The sequence below is a fragment of the Dysgonomonas sp. Marseille-P4361 genome, assembly GCF_900343125.1.
Classification (GTDB): Bacteria; Bacteroidota; Bacteroidia; order Bacteroidales; family Dysgonomonadaceae; genus Dysgonomonas.
On the sequence record NZ_OPYL01000003.1, the window covers coordinates 257,756 to 273,230 of the forward strand.

At 35.0% G+C, this 15,475-nt stretch carries 15 protein-coding genes; 6 read left to right on the top strand and 9 right to left on the bottom strand.

Annotated features, from left to right (window positions below; all coding sequences use genetic code 11):
- Positions 1 to 2,124 (top strand): S46 family peptidase, encoded by a 2,124-nt coding sequence (locus tag DHU68_RS07450; RefSeq protein WP_108822350.1) that lies wholly within the window; start codon positions 1 to 3, stop codon positions 2,122 to 2,124.
- Positions 2,125 to 2,177: 53 nt separating this feature from the next.
- Here the strand turns inward: DHU68_RS07450 and DHU68_RS07455 are convergent, their stop codons facing one another.
- A complete protein-coding gene (locus DHU68_RS07455; RefSeq protein WP_160111101.1) occupies positions 2,178 to 3,206 on the bottom strand; it encodes a sialidase family protein in 1,029 nt (342 codons plus the stop codon).
- A 147-nt stretch (positions 3,207 to 3,353) separates the two neighbouring features.
- A complete protein-coding gene (gene dnaK / locus DHU68_RS07460; protein WP_108822352.1) occupies positions 3,354 to 5,252 on the bottom strand; it encodes a molecular chaperone DnaK in 1,899 nt (632 codons plus the stop codon).
- Positions 5,253 to 5,567: 315 nt separating this feature from the next.
- Here dnaK and DHU68_RS07465 point away from each other — a divergent pair, with 315 nt between their 5' ends.
- From DHU68_RS07465 to DHU68_RS07475, 3 genes are read left to right on the top strand one after another with little or no spacing between them, the layout of a single operon-like run.
- The gene (locus DHU68_RS07465) at positions 5,568 to 6,836 is read left to right on the top strand and encodes a replication-associated recombination protein A (RefSeq protein ID WP_108822353.1); all 1,269 of its coding nucleotides are present in this window, start codon (positions 5,568 to 5,570) and stop codon (positions 6,834 to 6,836) included.
- 46 nt (positions 6,837 to 6,882) lie between these two features.
- Positions 6,883 to 7,683: an alpha/beta hydrolase gene (locus DHU68_RS07470; protein ID WP_108822354.1), complete on the top strand. Its 801-nt coding sequence runs from the start codon at positions 6,883 to 6,885 to the stop codon at positions 7,681 to 7,683.
- Between the two features lie 20 nt (positions 7,684 to 7,703).
- The gene (locus tag DHU68_RS07475; RefSeq protein ID WP_108822551.1) at positions 7,704 to 8,243 is read left to right on the top strand and encodes a GrpB family protein; all 540 of its coding nucleotides are present in this window, start codon (positions 7,704 to 7,706) and stop codon (positions 8,241 to 8,243) included.
- Here DHU68_RS07475 and DHU68_RS07480 read toward each other — a convergent pair.
- From DHU68_RS07480 to nusB, 7 genes are all read right to left on the bottom strand, one after another.
- Positions 8,240 to 9,025: a metal ABC transporter ATP-binding protein gene (locus DHU68_RS07480; protein WP_108822355.1), complete on the bottom strand. Its 786-nt coding sequence runs from the start codon at positions 9,023 to 9,025 to the stop codon at positions 8,240 to 8,242. The genes DHU68_RS07475 and DHU68_RS07480 overlap by 4 nt on opposite strands.
- Positions 9,022 to 9,936: a metal ABC transporter solute-binding protein, Zn/Mn family gene (locus DHU68_RS07485; RefSeq protein WP_108822356.1), complete on the bottom strand. Its 915-nt coding sequence runs from the start codon at positions 9,934 to 9,936 to the stop codon at positions 9,022 to 9,024. Before DHU68_RS07485 ends, DHU68_RS07480 begins: the two co-directional genes overlap by 4 nt.
- A 15-nt stretch (positions 9,937 to 9,951) precedes the next feature.
- Entirely contained in the window at positions 9,952 to 10,602 is a 651-nt protein-coding gene (locus DHU68_RS07490) for a carbonic anhydrase (protein WP_108822357.1), read from the bottom strand.
- 2 nt (positions 10,603 to 10,604) lie between these two features.
- A complete protein-coding gene (coaE, locus tag DHU68_RS07495; protein ID WP_108822358.1) occupies positions 10,605 to 11,198 on the bottom strand; it encodes a dephospho-CoA kinase in 594 nt (197 codons plus the stop codon).
- A 7-nt stretch (positions 11,199 to 11,205) separates the two neighbouring features.
- The gene (locus DHU68_RS07500) at positions 11,206 to 12,186 is read right to left on the bottom strand and encodes a CdaR family protein (RefSeq protein WP_108822359.1); all 981 of its coding nucleotides are present in this window, start codon (positions 12,184 to 12,186) and stop codon (positions 11,206 to 11,208) included.
- 47 nt (positions 12,187 to 12,233) lie between these two features.
- Positions 12,234 to 12,563: a preprotein translocase subunit YajC gene (gene yajC, locus DHU68_RS07505; RefSeq protein ID WP_108822360.1), complete on the bottom strand. Its 330-nt coding sequence runs from the start codon at positions 12,561 to 12,563 to the stop codon at positions 12,234 to 12,236.
- Positions 12,564 to 12,659: 96 nt separating this feature from the next.
- Entirely contained in the window at positions 12,660 to 13,589 is a 930-nt protein-coding gene (gene nusB / locus DHU68_RS07510) for a transcription antitermination factor NusB (RefSeq protein WP_108822361.1), read from the bottom strand.
- A 220-nt stretch (positions 13,590 to 13,809) separates the two neighbouring features.
- On the opposite strand from nusB, the gene cmk reads away from it, so the two are divergent.
- Together cmk and DHU68_RS07520 are read left to right on the top strand one after the other, a co-directional pair.
- Positions 13,810 to 14,502: a (d)CMP kinase gene (gene cmk, locus DHU68_RS07515; RefSeq protein WP_108822362.1), complete on the top strand. Its 693-nt coding sequence runs from the start codon at positions 13,810 to 13,812 to the stop codon at positions 14,500 to 14,502.
- Positions 14,502 to 15,380 (top strand): 4-hydroxy-3-methylbut-2-enyl diphosphate reductase, encoded by an 879-nt coding sequence (locus DHU68_RS07520; RefSeq protein WP_108822552.1) that lies wholly within the window; start codon positions 14,502 to 14,504, stop codon positions 15,378 to 15,380. The genes cmk and DHU68_RS07520 overlap by 1 nt, the downstream gene beginning before the upstream one ends.
- Positions 15,381 to 15,475: the final 95 nt, after the last annotated feature.

The following is a 15,475-nucleotide window of genomic DNA, read 5'->3' on the forward strand; positions in this document are numbered from 1 at the left end:
ATGAGAAAATTATTTTTATTGATTTCTATTTTCCTATCGGTAGCTATAGCTAAAGCCGACGAAGGAATGTGGTTACTTAAAGAGCTCAACAAACAAAGTTTAGCTCGTATGAAAGAGCTAGGGTTTAAATTCCCTGCTGACAAGATTTATAGTGAGTCCAATCCATCTCTTAAAGATGCCGTTGTTATATTCGGTGGCGGATGTACCGGTGTTGCAGTTTCAAATCAAGGACTGATTTTCACGAATCACCATTGTGGTTATGGTGATATTCAAAAATTAAGCTCTGTAGAACATGACTATCTAAAAGATGGCTTTGTCAGCCATTCTTTCTCTGAGGAATTGCCTGCAGCTGGTCTTAAAGTACAATTTTTACTAGAGACTAAAGATATTACAGATTTCGTAACATCTACACTACTCCCTGATGACAGCGAAAACACTCGCTACGACAAAATAGATTCATTATCTAATGTATATTTAGAGAGATACAAAGACAATGAGTTTCTAAATGCAGAAGTAGTACCTTTTTATTCTGAAAACAAATACTATGTTGTAGTATACGAAGTATTCCAAGACGTTAGACTTGTATTTACTCCACCTTCTTCTGTAGGTAAATTTGGAGGAGAGACTGATAACTGGATGTGGCCTCGCCACACAGGTGACTTTTCTGTATTTAGAGTATATGCAAACAAGGATAACAAAGCTGCTTACTATAATGCAGATAATGTACCTTACAAACCTAAATATACAATACCGGTATCACTAAAGGGATTTAAGGACAAAGACTATGCTATGACTATAGGCTATCCGGGAAGCACAGAACGATACATGTCATCATGGGGAATTACTCAGATGGTAGAGTCTGAACACAAACCTCGCATCGAGGTTCGTGGTGTAAAGCAAGCTATTTGGCGCGAAGCAATGAATGCAAGTGATGCGATCCGTATTAAGTATGCAAACAAATACGCCGGAAGTTCTAACTATTGGAAAAATGCAATGGGAATGAACGAAGCTATTGCCAAGCTAAATGTAATTGCAGACAAAGAAGTTCTTGAATCAAAATTCAACCAATGGGCTTCTTCATCTAAAAACCAATCTAAATACGGAGAGGTTCTTTCTATGCTAAAAGAAGGCTATACTTCAACTATGGATATAGCTAAAATCAGAACATACTTATTCGAAACTTTCTACAATGGTTTTGAAATTACCAGAATAGCCAATACTGCTCTATTTGCTACAAAAGTAGATCAGGACAGCAAGGAAAAAGAATTAAAAGGTCGCTTAACCAATATATTCAAAGATTACGAGCCAAACCTTGACAGAAAAGTAATGCCTGCTTTATTGAAAGTATATGGAGATAATGTTCCGGCTGAATACTTACCTGCAATATATGAAACTATAAATAATGAATTTGCAGGAGACTATGATAAGTATGCTGAATGGTTTTACAATAATACGAAGTTCACATCTTTAGATAGCCTTGTTGATTTAGTTGTTAACGGACAACAAGAGGATATTGATAAAGACCCTGCGATTGTATTGGCTAAATCATTAGAAGCCCCATTGAAACTAATTCAAGAAAGCAGTGCTCCATACATACCTACAATTCAAAAGGGAGAAAGACTTTTCATGGCTGGATTGATGGAAATGGAACCTAACAAGACTTTCTCTCCTGATGCTAACTTCACTCAACGATTGAGTTATGGATCTATCGGAGGATACAAACCTGCTGATGCTGTTTCGTATGACTATTATTCTACATCACAAGGAGTATTGGATAAATTTGTTGCGAATGATCCGGAATTTCATGTACAGGACTATATACTTGAACACATCAAGAGCGGTGATTTTGGTCAATATGCTGACAAGGATGGTAAAATGCATGTGAATTTCTTATCGAACAACGATATTACAGGAGGTAATTCCGGTAGCCCTGTATTCAATGGAAATGCAGAACTTATAGGGCTGGCTTTCGATGGTAACTGGGAAGCTTTGAGTGGCGACATCGTGTTCGAACCAGAGCTGCAACGTACTATCAGTGTAGATATTCGCTACGTACTTTACATTATAGACAAAGTGATGAAATGTCCTCGACTTATAGACGAACTAACAATTATAAAAAAATAACAATAGTATGATATAATTAAAGCCCAGTGGTATAATGCTACTGGGCTTTTTTGTTATTTAAGTTTGAAGAAAGACAAAGGGATTTTCGCTAAATAAATAGCGGCATTCGAAGTCTCGTGAGATGAATAATAAGACATCCACAATTCGTCGCCTTCTATCATCAATGCTGGATAACTAGTATCTCCGCCCGAAGGCAATGTATAAACTTCCTGGAATTTACCTTTTATATCACCTGTCAATAATATGGTTTTAGGTGCAGAAGGAATAAAGTATGAACGAGTACCGGCTACAAATATATTATCGTCTAATTGAATAAAATCAGGACCACCCAACTGCAGTTCCATTTCTTTCCATTCCCATTCTTTATAAGGAGGAGAGCTAATACCCCAATAACCTTTTCTATTTCCACTATCTCGTCTTACCATCATTATCATTTGTTTGTTTGGCAAGATTCTTATAGTAGCTTCGTTAGGGAAACCTTCAATATCCAATACTGTCACCAAATCATAGCTTAAACCATTGGTAGTTTCAACTAAAGAAATCTTACTCTTTCCATCAAAATCTTTATAATAATTGGCACAATACCCTATTCCATCATCCCATGTTGTGCGCCACAGCCAATCTCTTCCAGCTGTTTCATAAGTGAACTTAACCGCAACGGGTTCCGTAAAATGAATGCCATCATTACTAAAGGATACCTGAGGGTGCAAGCTTACTAATTTCTTATCTTTATATACTGATCCTCCCATCAAAACCATCAATCTACCATCTGGCATTATAGATAATTTGGGATCACGAAGATCATAATCGCTTTTCGATAATAGAGCTATAGATTGCCAAGTTTTACCATCTTCAGAAACTAATATCTGAGACTTACCTTCGGCTTTCCCATTTGCATCAAATATATGCGTTTCCCCTTCACGAAATGAGCAATAATATTTTCCTTTAAATTTAATCAAAGAGGTAAAAGCACAATGTTTACCATTATCCCATATTTTTTCAATCGAAACACATTGATTCTGGGATGACACACAAAGAGTACATAAAAACAAAAGAACAATTTGGCTAAAAGTAGTTTTCATTATTAGATTTTTTTAGAAGTGACCGAAAGGCATTAATTACAAATATAGAAAAACCATTGATACCTGAGTTCATGATATTTAATAAATAACAAAGGGCTGCCAGAATTTATCTCGCAGCCCTTTGGGTTTCTATTTACAGTTGCACTATTATTTCACTTCTTCGAAATCTACATCAGTTACATTATCACCTCCGTTAGATTGCTGTCCTCCTGCATTACCTCCAGCTTGCTGATTCGGGTCAGCTTGTTGTTGGTTATACATTTCTTGGCTCATAGCATGGAATAGTTTGTTTAACTCTTCCATCGAAGTATCTATTGCTGCAATATCCTGAGCTTTGTGAGCATCTTTCAATTTAGTCAATGCTTCTTCGATAGGCGCTTTCTTATCAGCAGGAATCTTATCTCCAAGCTCGTTTAATTGTTTTTCTGTTTGGAAAATCAAAGAGTCCGCTTGATTTAGCTTGTCGATTCTTTCTTTTTCTTTTTGGTCAGCTTCAGCATTTGCAGCTGCTTCATCTTTCATCCTTTGAATTTCAGCATCGCTAAGACCAGAAGAAGCTTCGATGCGAATCGATTGTTCTTTACCTGTTGCTTTATCCTTAGCAGAAACATTCAAGATACCATTTGCATCAATATCGAATGTTACTTCAATTTGAGGAACTCCACGAGGAGCAGCAGGAATACCATCTAGATTGAATACTCCGATTTGCTTATTATCTCTAGCCATCGGACGCTCTCCTTGCAATACATTGATTTGTACCGATGGTTGATTATCAGCAGCAGTAGAGAATGTTTCACTCTTCTTAGTAGGAATAGTTGTATTTGACTCAATCAGCTTAGTCATAACACCACCCATAGTCTCAATACCAAGAGAAAGCGGAGTAACATCTAGAAGCAATACATCTTTCACCTCTCCTGTCAACACACCACCTTGAATAGCTGCACCAACAGCTACTACTTCGTCAGGGTTAACACCCTTAGATGGAGCCTTACCAAAGAATTTTTCTACTTCAGCTTGGATAGCAGGAATACGAGTAGAACCTCCTACAAGGATCACTTCATCAATATCAGAAGCTGAATATCCTGCATCACTTAAAGCCTGACGACATGGAGCGATACAATTACGGATTAATTGATCTGCCAACTGTTCAAATTTTGCACGTGTCAATGTTTTAACCAAGTGTTTTGGAATTCCATTAACAGGCATAATATATGGTAGATTGATCTCTGTAGACGTTGTACTAGATAATTCAATCTTCGCTTTTTCAGCAGCTTCTTTCAAACGTTGAAGAGCCATAGGATCTTTACGCAAGTCAAGACCTTCTTCGTTTTGGAATTCTTCTGCTAGCCAATTGATAATAACATTATCGAAGTCGTCACCACCTAAGTGAGTATCACCATTTGTAGATTTTACTTCAAATACACCATCACCTAATTCAAGAATTGAAATATCGAATGTACCACCACCAAGGTCGAATACTGCGATTTTCATATCTTTGTTTGTCTTATCCAGACCATAAGCTAAAGCTGCTGCTGTAGGTTCGTTCACAATACGTTGAACTTTAAGACCTGCAATTTCACCGGCCTCTTTTGTAGCCTGACGTTGAGCATCGTTAAAGTAAGCTGGAACTGTAATTACAGCGTCAGTTACTTCTTGTCCTAGATAATCTTCTGCTGTTTTCTTCATTTTTTGAAGAATCATAGCAGATATTTCTTGTGCTGTATATAATCTTCCATCTATGTCTACGCGAGGTGTATTGTTATCACCTTTTACTACTTTATAAGGTACGCGTGGAACTTCATTTTTTACCTGATCCCAAGTTTCTCCCATAAATCTCTTTATAGAGTAAATTGTTTTTTCAGGGTTTGTGATAGCTTGACGTTTTGCAGGGTCTCCTACTTTACGCTCGTTACCTTCAATAAAAGCAACTACCGAAGGAGTAGTTCTTTTACCTTCATTATTATTGATAACTATTGGTTCGTTACCTTCCAATACGGCAACACAAGAGTTTGTGGTACCTAAGTCAATTCCGATAATTTTTCCCATTTTATTAAATATTTTGTTTTGTTATTTTATTCTTAATTATTTTTCGTTTTTCAACGACACTATTGAATAATCAAATGCTGTGCCAAAATGATAAATCTGAAAATAAAAAATGAAAATTTCTATAATATGACGATTTGGCAGAATATGATTTTAACTAAAAAGTGACAAAGGTTACACTTTTCAATATCCTTTTTAAGTATTCCTTGCTTTCTACGCATATTACGTTTCCAAGTATACACTATCTTTATATAGATAAAATAGACGCAATGTCCTATCTATTTTGTATTTTTGAATAACAAATAAGTTTTATTTTCTATGAGTCAACCTTTAGCAGAACGTTTACGTCCGCGTAACTTGGATGAATATATCGGACAAAAACATTTGGTCGGAGAAGGAGCTATTCTCCGCAAGATGATCGAATCGGGAAGAGTTCCGTCCTTTCTGCTTTGGGGTCCTCCGGGTGTTGGCAAAACCACTCTTGCCCAGATTATAGCAAATACTCTGGATACTCCATTCTATACACTGAGTGCTATTAATTCAGGTGTTAAAGATGTACGTGAGGTGATAGAACAAGCTAAGAAAAGTCAGTTCTTCAATACAAAAAGTCCAATTTTGTTTATTGATGAGATTCACCGTTTTTCTAAATCGCAGCAAGACTCATTGTTAAATGCAGTAGAAACGGGTGTCATTACTTTAATAGGAGCCACTACCGAAAACCCTTCATTCGAAGTGATTCGTCCACTGTTATCTCGTTGTCAAGTCTATGTATTGCAATCATTAGATAAAGATGATTTGATTAAATTGGCAAACAGAGCTATTACAGAAGATATATTTCTGAAAGAACGTGATATAGAACTAAAAGAGACCAATGCCCTCCTTAAATATTCGGGAGGCGATGCCCGTAAGCTATTAAATATCCTCGATCTTATTATCAATGCTGACACTGGCGAAAAAGTAGTCATCACAGATAAGATGGTGACCGAACGCTTGCAAGAGAACCCTGCTGCATACGATAAAGGCGGAGAAATGCATTATGACATTATTTCTGCTTTCATCAAATCTATCCGAGGAAGTGACCCCGATGCTGCTATCTATTGGTTGGCTCGCATGGTTGCAGGCGGCGAAGACCCTAAATTTATAGCTCGTCGTTTGGTCATCTCTGCCGCCGAAGATATTGGTCTGGCTAATCCTAATGCATTGCTTCTGGCAAATGCCTGCTTCGATACATTACACAAAATTGGGTGGCCTGAAGGCCGTATTGTTCTTGCTGAAACAACGATATACTTAGCTACTTCAGCTAAAAGTAATTCTGCCTACTTAGCGATAGACGAAGCCATTGCTGCTGTCAACGAAACAGGAAATTTACCAGTTCCGTTGCACCTCCGTAATGCACCTACCAAACTAATGAAAGAGCTGAATTACGGAAAGGAATATAAATATGCGCATAGCTTTGAAAACAACTTTGTGGAACAAGATTATGTACCTCAAGAGATAAAAGGAAAACGTTTTTGGGAACCTCAGCAAAATGCTTCTGAAAACAAAATTGTAGAATGGCTAAGAAAACTATGGAAAAATAGATATTAAAAAAATAAAGATCTTTACACTACCTTAAAACTACATACTAACAGCTATGAAAAGAATACTTATAAGAATACTTATTGCCTTAGTTTCGCTACATATTATATTATGTGTAGGTTTTTACTTCTTTCAAGAGAAAGCTATCTTCCATCCTACAAAATTAGAAGCAGGCTATCAATTCAAATTTGATGGACCATACAAAGAAATAGATATTGAAACAGAAGATGCTATAAGGCTGAATGGACTTCTTTTCGAAACAGATAGTATTTGTAAAGGTCTTATTTTTTATTTACATGGGAATGCAGGAGCATTAAACGCATGGGGACAATTAGCTCCTATATACACAGAGTTAGGATATGACATCTTTTTTCTTGATTATAGAGGGTACGGAAAGAGCGAAGGAGAAATAGATACTGAGTATCAACTATTAAGGGATGTACAGTCAGCATATAATGAGTTATTAAAACATTACAAAGAAGAAAGCATTGTCGTTCTTGGATATTCTATAGGTACAGGACCAACGGCTTATCTGGCATCGGTAAACACTCCATCTAAGTTAATTCTTCAAGCTCCTTACTATACATTAAGCAATGTGATAAAAAATATATGCCCACTAATTCCCAACTTCGCTATAAAATATAAACTAGAAACATATAAATATATAACAGACTGTAAAGCTCCTGTTTTCATATTCCATGGAGATAATGATAAAGTCATTGATTACGAAAACTCGATCAAACTAAGCTATGTCCTTAAAGAGGGTGATGAACTTATCACTCTGAAAGGAGGAGGACATGACGGCTTTACTGAAAACAAGATTTACAGACAAAAACTAAACGAAATTCTGAGATAGTGGGAAAATCATTATTAGATATGACAAACGAAGAGCTATGGCAATTGTTTCCGATTGAGATTAGCGAGCATAAGAAGTATTGGAAAGATTATTACAAAGAAGAACGTAGTACTTTAAAGAAGATTTTAGGCAAAGATCTTCTTCAAATACATCATATTGGCAGCACAGCTATCCCTAATATTCCGGCAAAACCGACAATAGATATATTAATAGAAATAAAAGATGAGACAGATATAGAACGGTTTATCCAAAAAATGCAATCTGCTGGTTATATCTATAGTCCTCAACCCAAAAATCCGGCACCACATATGATGTTTATGAAAGGTTATACGCAGCAAGGGTTTGCAGAGAAAGTCTTTCATGTACACATCAGGTATTCGGGCAATTGGGATGAAATATATTTCAGAGATTATTTGTTGTCACATCCTCAGACAGCCAAAGAATATGGAGAGTTAAAATTAAAACTTGCTAAACAGTTTAGACACAATAGAGATGGATATACTGCTGCTAAAACAGGATTTATTACTAAGATTACAAACTTGGCTAAAAGTAGAATTTAATCTTCCTTGCAACAATCGCAGCCATCATGTTTTTCTAATACCCGATGAGGGAAATCTCCATGACCGACAATCTCTATAGGGCAAGATGAATATGTTTCTTCAAGCCAATTTGTTGTAATATTACTACCCAAATGATAATGTAGACCTTCGTTTACGCAAGCTATATTTTTCACCAAAGAGATAACAGTACCCACATCGTGAGAAACCATTATTATAGCTGTATCCTTATTTATCTCTTCTAATATTTTATAGAAATTAGTCTCGAAACGTTTATCTACATATGAATTCGGCTCGTCCAATATCAATAGTTCAGGATTATCAATTATTGCACGCCCCAGCAATGCCCTTTGTAGTTGTCCTCCCGACAAAGCACCTATAGGTCTATCAAGCAAATCTTCCAGTCCCATTTTTTTAGCGATAGCTCCTACCCTATTTTTTTGTTCTTTAGTATAGGGTGAAAATATCTTTCGTTGAATTGTCATCCCTGACAGAATAACATCATGTACCGATATGGGGAATTTTTTATCTATCTGATTTATCTGAGGCAGATACCCAACATTTATTTTGTCTGTTTTTATTCCATTTTTGAAAAAAGAAATCTCACCTGCTGCAGGTTTAACTAAGCCTAATATTGTTTTCAGTAAAGTTGTTTTACCTCCGCCATTAGGTCCTATGATACCTAAAAAATCGTTCTGAAGAACATCCAAATTGACATCCTTCAAAACAAAAGGTTTATCTTCGTAACCGACAGTTATATTTCTTATTTCAAGAATCTTTTTCATTTGTTTTCGAGAGCCATTGCTTTGGCTATTTTTATCATTTCTTCACTCCAGTTGTAAGACATTAAATTGATTGGAACAGCAATCCCATTTATTGCTTTTGATACCGTTTCAGCATTCTTTGTATCAAACTCTTGTTGAATAAAGACAACCTTTACCCCCTCTTGATTCGATTTATCGATCAATTCTTTCAATTGAGAAGGAGATGGATTTTTACCTTCATGTTCGATAGAATATTGAGTTAAACCGTATTCCTCAGCAAAATAGCTCAATGCCGGATGATAGATAATGAATGATTTGCTTGGAGCTTTATCTAAATAAGACTTGACAATACTATCTGTTTGATTTATCTCAGCAAGCAAAGTATTGTAGTTAACTGTATATTCAGCTTCGTTTTCTTTGTCCAAATCAATTATGGCATCATACATATTTTCCACGATAATCTTAGCAGATTGCACCGAACTCCATGTGTGTGGATCTCCTCCAATATGTCCATGACCATGTTCATCTTCATGATGATGTGCATGATCGTGGGTAGGATCATCACAATGAATGTGAGCGTCTCCTACCAACTCTATTCCTTCAGAAGTATTTACTACTTTTAGATTTGGATTCGTTTTAGCTACTTTGTCTACAAGCATATTTTCTATTCCGAGGAAACCAATTGTAAAGTATGCTCGACTCTTATCCAAATTCATCATTTGGGTAGGTGTAAAATCTGCACTTTCAGGATTTCCTCCTGACGGCACAATACATTCTACTTGAAAACGATCGCCAACAATTGCCTCTAAAAAATATTTCTGAGGTTCTATTGTTACTGTCAAAATATTTTTTTCGCCACTCTTTACTGATCTTTTACAACCAAATGCAAAAAAAGCAGTTCCTATTAAAAGGTATATAAGTATCTTTTTCATTTATAATTTTGAGGATTATTCTTCTTTTGTCAAATCGTAAATCTTTTGCACACGATTCAACTCTTTTTTAAAATCAATTTGCAGGTCATGCAAGATACCATCTTTCAGACCATATACCCATCCTGCTACTCGCGGATAGCCTTTCTCTAGATACGACTTTTGAACTTCTGCTATTTTAATCACATTAAGACACTGTTCATACACATTCAGTTCTACCAGACGGTCGTATCGACTTTCCATATCAGTTATGGCATCCAGTTCATCTTCGTGCAACCTATATACATCACGTACATTTCTTAGCCATGGATTCAATATACCTAAATTCCGAGGTTTCATTGCCGCTTTCACTCCCCCACAACCATAATGGCCACATACAATAATGTATTTCACATGAAGATGTTCTACTGCATAATTAATGACAGATAATATATTCAGGTCACTATTTACGACCATATTAGCTATATTTCTGTGAACAAAGACCTCACCCGGAGCCAAACCCATTATTTCATTTGCATGTACCCTGCTATCAGAGCATCCGATATATAGATAGTCTGGATTCTGTTCCTCTGCCAGATGAGCAAAAAAATAGGGATTCTCATCCTTCTTTTTCTCAACCCATTTTTTATTTTCTTCAAAAATCTTTTTATATGAGTTTTCTATCTGCATATTTATTCTTTAGCTAACTCTTTCAGTTTATTTATTATTTCTAAAACTTGTTCTATCAACGATAGCATACCATCATTAACAATTACAAAATCTGAAAGTTCAACTTTTTTTTCATCAGACATCTGATTTTCTATTCGCTCTAATACCTTTTCGCGAGATACTCCATCTCGTTGCATTGTTCGACTAATCCTCATTTCAAGAGGAGTATAAACAACAACAACTTTATCAACAAGCTTATCAAATCCCGATTCGAAAAGAATTGCAGCTTCTTGAGCGACTATTTCTGAGGTTTTATTTAATTCTATCCACTCATTAAAATCGTTACCAACGACCGGATGAATTATCCTATTAACTTTTTCAAGTTTTTCTTTATCACTAAAGATATAAGATGCTAGAAGAGCTTTATTCAAAATTCCATCTTGATACAAATCTTCTCCAAACAAAGCTATCAATTGTTCTTTTATTACAACAGAAGTTTCTGTCAGCCTTTTACTCTCTTTATCTGCAATATAAACAGGTATATCTAAAAGAGTAAACAGTTCTGATACAGTTGATTTACCACTACCAATTCCTCCTGTAATTCCTAACTTTATCATAATTGAGTTATTTCTGTTCAAGTACAAACTCTACTTCAGAAGGGATTGGTGGTTTTGTCTGTACATAATCGGGACTTGCAGCTATTCTGACAGGAATAGAAGGATCTTTCAAATCTTTTAAGTCATCATAATTAACAATAACTTTAAAATCTTCTTTTTTTATTGCATTAGACCTTTTCAATCCCACAAATAATGGAATTTTAACTGAAGATGGAAAGAATTTAATATTAAGGTTGGAAGGTAAGTTAACACAGACAACAGGAACCTCTACTTCTTTTTGCATAAACTCATCAACCGGAATAGTCAAAGATATTTGATTTGGAATATATTTTATACCTTTTATATCTTTCATCGACACCTTTAGCTCTTTAGTAGATGTTATATTATTTAGCGTATCATTCTTAGTAAGTGCATATCTAAGCGTATCTAAAGCGGCACGACTACCATATACCATAACAGAGTCCGGTGAAATCAACAAATCTCCATCCAACAGATAACCAGGTGCTAAATTAACATAACCATCGTATATAACGGGTAATTTCTTCTGATGCAACACATCATATGTGTATGTCAACTTAGAAGGAAAATAGCTCACCAATGTAGACGAAAAGAACAGTTTTGTATGTATCAGCTGTTCGTAAGTTGCTCCTTGTATAACATTCTCTTTAGATCCTTTAATCTGATTTCTTACATCTATGATTAAAGAGTCATTTCTTCTTGTAAAAAAATACCGAAGTATAGCAGCTCCGTCATCTTTTATTTTGACCTCTATATCATCTATAAGATCCCTCTCAAAGATAATACTATCCGGCACATTTACATATTTGATAGGGATACGGAGAGTAGTCTCAAAGCTTTGCCTCCATATTTGCATTAGCCAGAAGATAGTAGCTAAAAGTACAAAAAGCAGGAAAGTCAGTATCTTTTTCCATGATAATGTCTTGAAAAATGATCTGACCCCCTTATTTATATCTCTAGTATCGCTCATATCAGCTATACCTTAAATTACATCCCATCTTTGATGGAATAAACTATTTATTTGCTATTTGCTTGAGTATCTTCTGCAGAAACATATACAGAAGCTTTTTCTATTTTTATCTTAGTTCCTTCTGCAATCTCTACGATGAAGTATGTTTCTCCAATCTCACGAACTTTACCGTGAATACCACCTGCTGTAACTACTTTATCTCCTACTTTGATAGCATTACGTGCTTCTTGTATTTGTTTTTGTTTCTTTTGTTGTGGTCTAATCATAAAGAAGTACATGATAGCAAACAACAGTACCATCATCACGATCATTCCTCCACTCGAAGCCATGAAACCGCCACCTCCGGCAGCTTGTAATAAAACATTTAATAAGGTCATAAATTCTTTATTTTTTTATATTATTTCTCTTAAAATTTAATCTATTTACAAATATAAGGGAATATTTTAAAATAGAATTAATAGAAAATCATATTATCACTTCTTGAAGATTTTCTTTTCTTCTTTTAACTCTTTTACGATAGAATCTAGTACTCCATTAATGAAAGAGGCACTTTTTGCTGTACTATATGATTTTGCAATATCTATATATTCATTCAACGTTACGTTTACTGGAATAGAAGGGAATATTAGTAATTCTCCAATCGCGATTTGCATAATCACCATATCCATCAATGCTATACGTTCACTCTCCCAGTTGTGTGTATATTTATCAATAAGCTCACGATACTCCTTCCCATTCAGCAATGATTCTCTAAATAGCTTAACAGCAAACTCTCTATCTGTTTCATCTCTAAACATCGGAAGCAATTCTTGTAATGCTCCTTTAGATTCATCAAATCGTTTTATTGTTTTCAGCACAAACGACTCAATTATCTCTATATCGTCATTCCAATAAAGACTTTCATCTTCAAGAATAGTACACAATTCCTCATTTGCCGAAAGCATTTGCTTAAAAACTTTACGCCAAAACTCACGATCTTCAGCATATCCATCTTCTTTATTTGAAAGATAGTCTGCATAAATTTCAGAGTTCAATATATCATCCAGCAATTTTCTTAAAAACGTTTCGTTTTGATCTAACCAAGAAAAAGGTCTTTCAGATAAATACTTCTGTAACGATTCGTTTTGGGCAAGTTGCTTAATAAACTTATTTTCTAACAATTTTGTATTAGGACGCATGTCCTCTTGAGAAGGGAGTAGTTTGGACTTACGAGCATCTACTTTTTGTTCATACACTTCGGTAAGCTCAACCATAAGAGATAAGAGATAAAAGTACAAATCATATGATTTTTGTAAACTAAAAAGCAATTCTGTTTCTGCTTTTTTCAAATCTATCTTCTCTTCTTGACTATAAGAGAATAATATCTGTACTACTCTGATACGAATAAGAACGCGGTTTATCATTTTTCTTTTAAAATGTTTTCGACTGCAAAAGTAATCTTTTTTTCTAACAATAAAACATATTTTCATCTTATAATTTCAACAATAAGTTGCAGGAATTGCTTACACGATAGCAGAAGAGTATGTTTTATTTAAGTTATCTTTGCCTTCTTAATTACAGTAATATAAATTTTAACCAATTATTCCTAAACATTTGTTCTTATAAAATGTTTTTAATGTAAATATGAAAAAAATAGTTATCGCAATAGACGGTTTTTCCTCAAACGGAAAAAGTACAATGGCTAAAAGCTTGGCAAAAGAAATAGGTTACATATACATAGATAGTGGAGCTATGTACCGGGCTATAACTTTATATTGTATTCAAGAAGGGTTCTTCGAAAATGATACTCTTAATGAAGACAAATTGCAAAACCAGATCGATAACATAAAAATAGAATTTAAACTCAACAAAACATCAGGACTACCCGAAACATACTTAAATGGTGTAAATGTAGAAGCAAACATCAGAAGCATGGAAGTTTCATCCAAAGTAAGTATTGTAAGTGCAATCCCTTTTGTAAGACGTGCTATAGTAGCCCTGCTTGAGAAAATGGGTAAAGAAAAGGGTATTGTCATGGATGGTAGAGATATAGGAACCGTTGTTTTTCCTAATGCAGAAATGAAAGTATTTGTTACTGCTAAAGCTGAAATCAGAGCCCAAAGACGTTTTGACGAATTACGCTCTAAAGGAGACAACAAAACCACATATGAAGAGGTTTTAGAAAATTTAAAATCCAGAGATTACATGGATCAGACGCGAAAAGAGAGCCCTCTTGTACAAGCCGAAGATGCAATTCTCTTGGATAATTCATATATGACCATTGACGAACAAATGCAATGGTTGATAGACAAGTTCAAACAAATAACTACAAATTAATGAGTAACATAGAGATAGATACTAAGTCCGGTTTTTGTTTTGGCGTTGTTAACGCTATAAAAAAAGCCGAAGAAGAATTAGCCAAAGGTGGCATCTTATACTGCCTTGGTGATATTGTTCACAATAATCTGGAAGTAGACAGATTAGAAAGATTAGGTTTGAAAACAATCGATCACGAAGAATTTGCACAATTAAAGAATGCCAGAGTCCTGCTAAGGGCACATGGCGAGCCACCTTCAACTTACCAGATAGCCAAAGAAAATAATATTGAGATAATAGATGCTTCATGCCCTGTTGTATTGCGACTACAAAAGAAAATACACGACAAATACGACAAGGAAAAAGACAACAATACTCAGATTGTCATTTATGGTAAAAACGGACATGCTGAAGTTAATGGACTGATGGGACAAACAGAAGCAAACGCCATCGTTATTGAGAAGAAAGAAGATTTAGACAAGTTGGACTTTACTAGGAATATTTGCTTATTTTCTCAGACAACAAAACCTTTGGATGGCTTTCAAGAAGTTATTGACATCATTCAAAGCCGTATGATTGGCGATGCCAAATTTGAATTCTTCGACACCATCTGTCGACAAGTTTCAAATAGAATCCCTAATATTAAAGAATTTGCCCAAAAACATGACATGATATTCTTTGTTGCGGGAGAAAAAAGTTCGAACGGAAAAGTTCTGTTCGCTGAATGTAAAAGATACAATCCAAATTCTTATTTTATTACGACTCCTGATGATATAGACCCTACTGTAATTAAGCCTACTGCATCTATTGGGATTTGCGGTGCAACATCTACTCCTAAATGGCAAATGGAGGATGTAGAAACTAAAATAAATGAACTAAGAGCCTCCTCTCTTAATTAAAAGTAATAATATCTTTATTTAATAGGATTGATACGATTTAGTAGCTTTTTCGTGAAATTTATTTTATATTTTTGCATCAGCAAATTTTGAGGAAA

What these genes read in the sequence shown, in the direction of transcription:
- DHU68_RS07470 (WP_108822354.1), top strand. Translation starts at nt 6,883, where the DNA reads ATGAAAAGAATACTTATAAGAATACTTATTGCCTTAGTTTCGCTACAT.
- DHU68_RS07465 (WP_108822353.1), top strand. Translation starts at nt 5,568, where the DNA reads ATGAGTCAACCTTTAGCAGAACGTTTACGTCCGCGTAACTTGGATGAA.
- DHU68_RS07500 (WP_108822359.1), bottom strand. Translation starts at nt 12,186, where the DNA reads ATGAGCGATACTAGAGATATAAATAAGGGGGTCAGATCATTTTTCAAG.
- DHU68_RS07450 (WP_108822350.1), top strand. Translation starts at nt 1, where the DNA reads ATGAGAAAATTATTTTTATTGATTTCTATTTTCCTATCGGTAGCTATA.
- DHU68_RS07520 (WP_108822552.1), top strand. Translation starts at nt 14,502, where the DNA reads ATGAGTAACATAGAGATAGATACTAAGTCCGGTTTTTGTTTTGGCGTT.
- DHU68_RS07485 (WP_108822356.1), bottom strand. Translation starts at nt 9,936, where the DNA reads ATGAAAAAGATACTTATATACCTTTTAATAGGAACTGCTTTTTTTGCA.
- nusB (WP_108822361.1), bottom strand. Translation starts at nt 13,589, where the DNA reads ATGATAAACCGCGTTCTTATTCGTATCAGAGTAGTACAGATATTATTC.
- DHU68_RS07490 (WP_108822357.1), bottom strand. Translation starts at nt 10,602, where the DNA reads ATGCAGATAGAAAACTCATATAAAAAGATTTTTGAAGAAAATAAAAAA.
- dnaK (WP_108822352.1), bottom strand. Translation starts at nt 5,252, where the DNA reads ATGGGAAAAATTATCGGAATTGACTTAGGTACCACAAACTCTTGTGTT.
- DHU68_RS07455 (WP_160111101.1), bottom strand. Translation starts at nt 3,206, where the DNA reads ATGAAAACTACTTTTAGCCAAATTGTTCTTTTGTTTTTATGTACTCTT.
- yajC (WP_108822360.1), bottom strand. Translation starts at nt 12,563, where the DNA reads ATGACCTTATTAAATGTTTTATTACAAGCTGCCGGAGGTGGCGGTTTC.
- coaE (WP_108822358.1), bottom strand. Translation starts at nt 11,198, where the DNA reads ATGATAAAGTTAGGAATTACAGGAGGAATTGGTAGTGGTAAATCAACT.
- DHU68_RS07475 (WP_108822551.1), top strand. Translation starts at nt 7,704, where the DNA reads ATGACAAACGAAGAGCTATGGCAATTGTTTCCGATTGAGATTAGCGAG.
- cmk (WP_108822362.1), top strand. Translation starts at nt 13,810, where the DNA reads ATGAAAAAAATAGTTATCGCAATAGACGGTTTTTCCTCAAACGGAAAA.
- DHU68_RS07480 (WP_108822355.1), bottom strand. Translation starts at nt 9,025, where the DNA reads ATGAAAAAGATTCTTGAAATAAGAAATATAACTGTCGGTTACGAAGAT.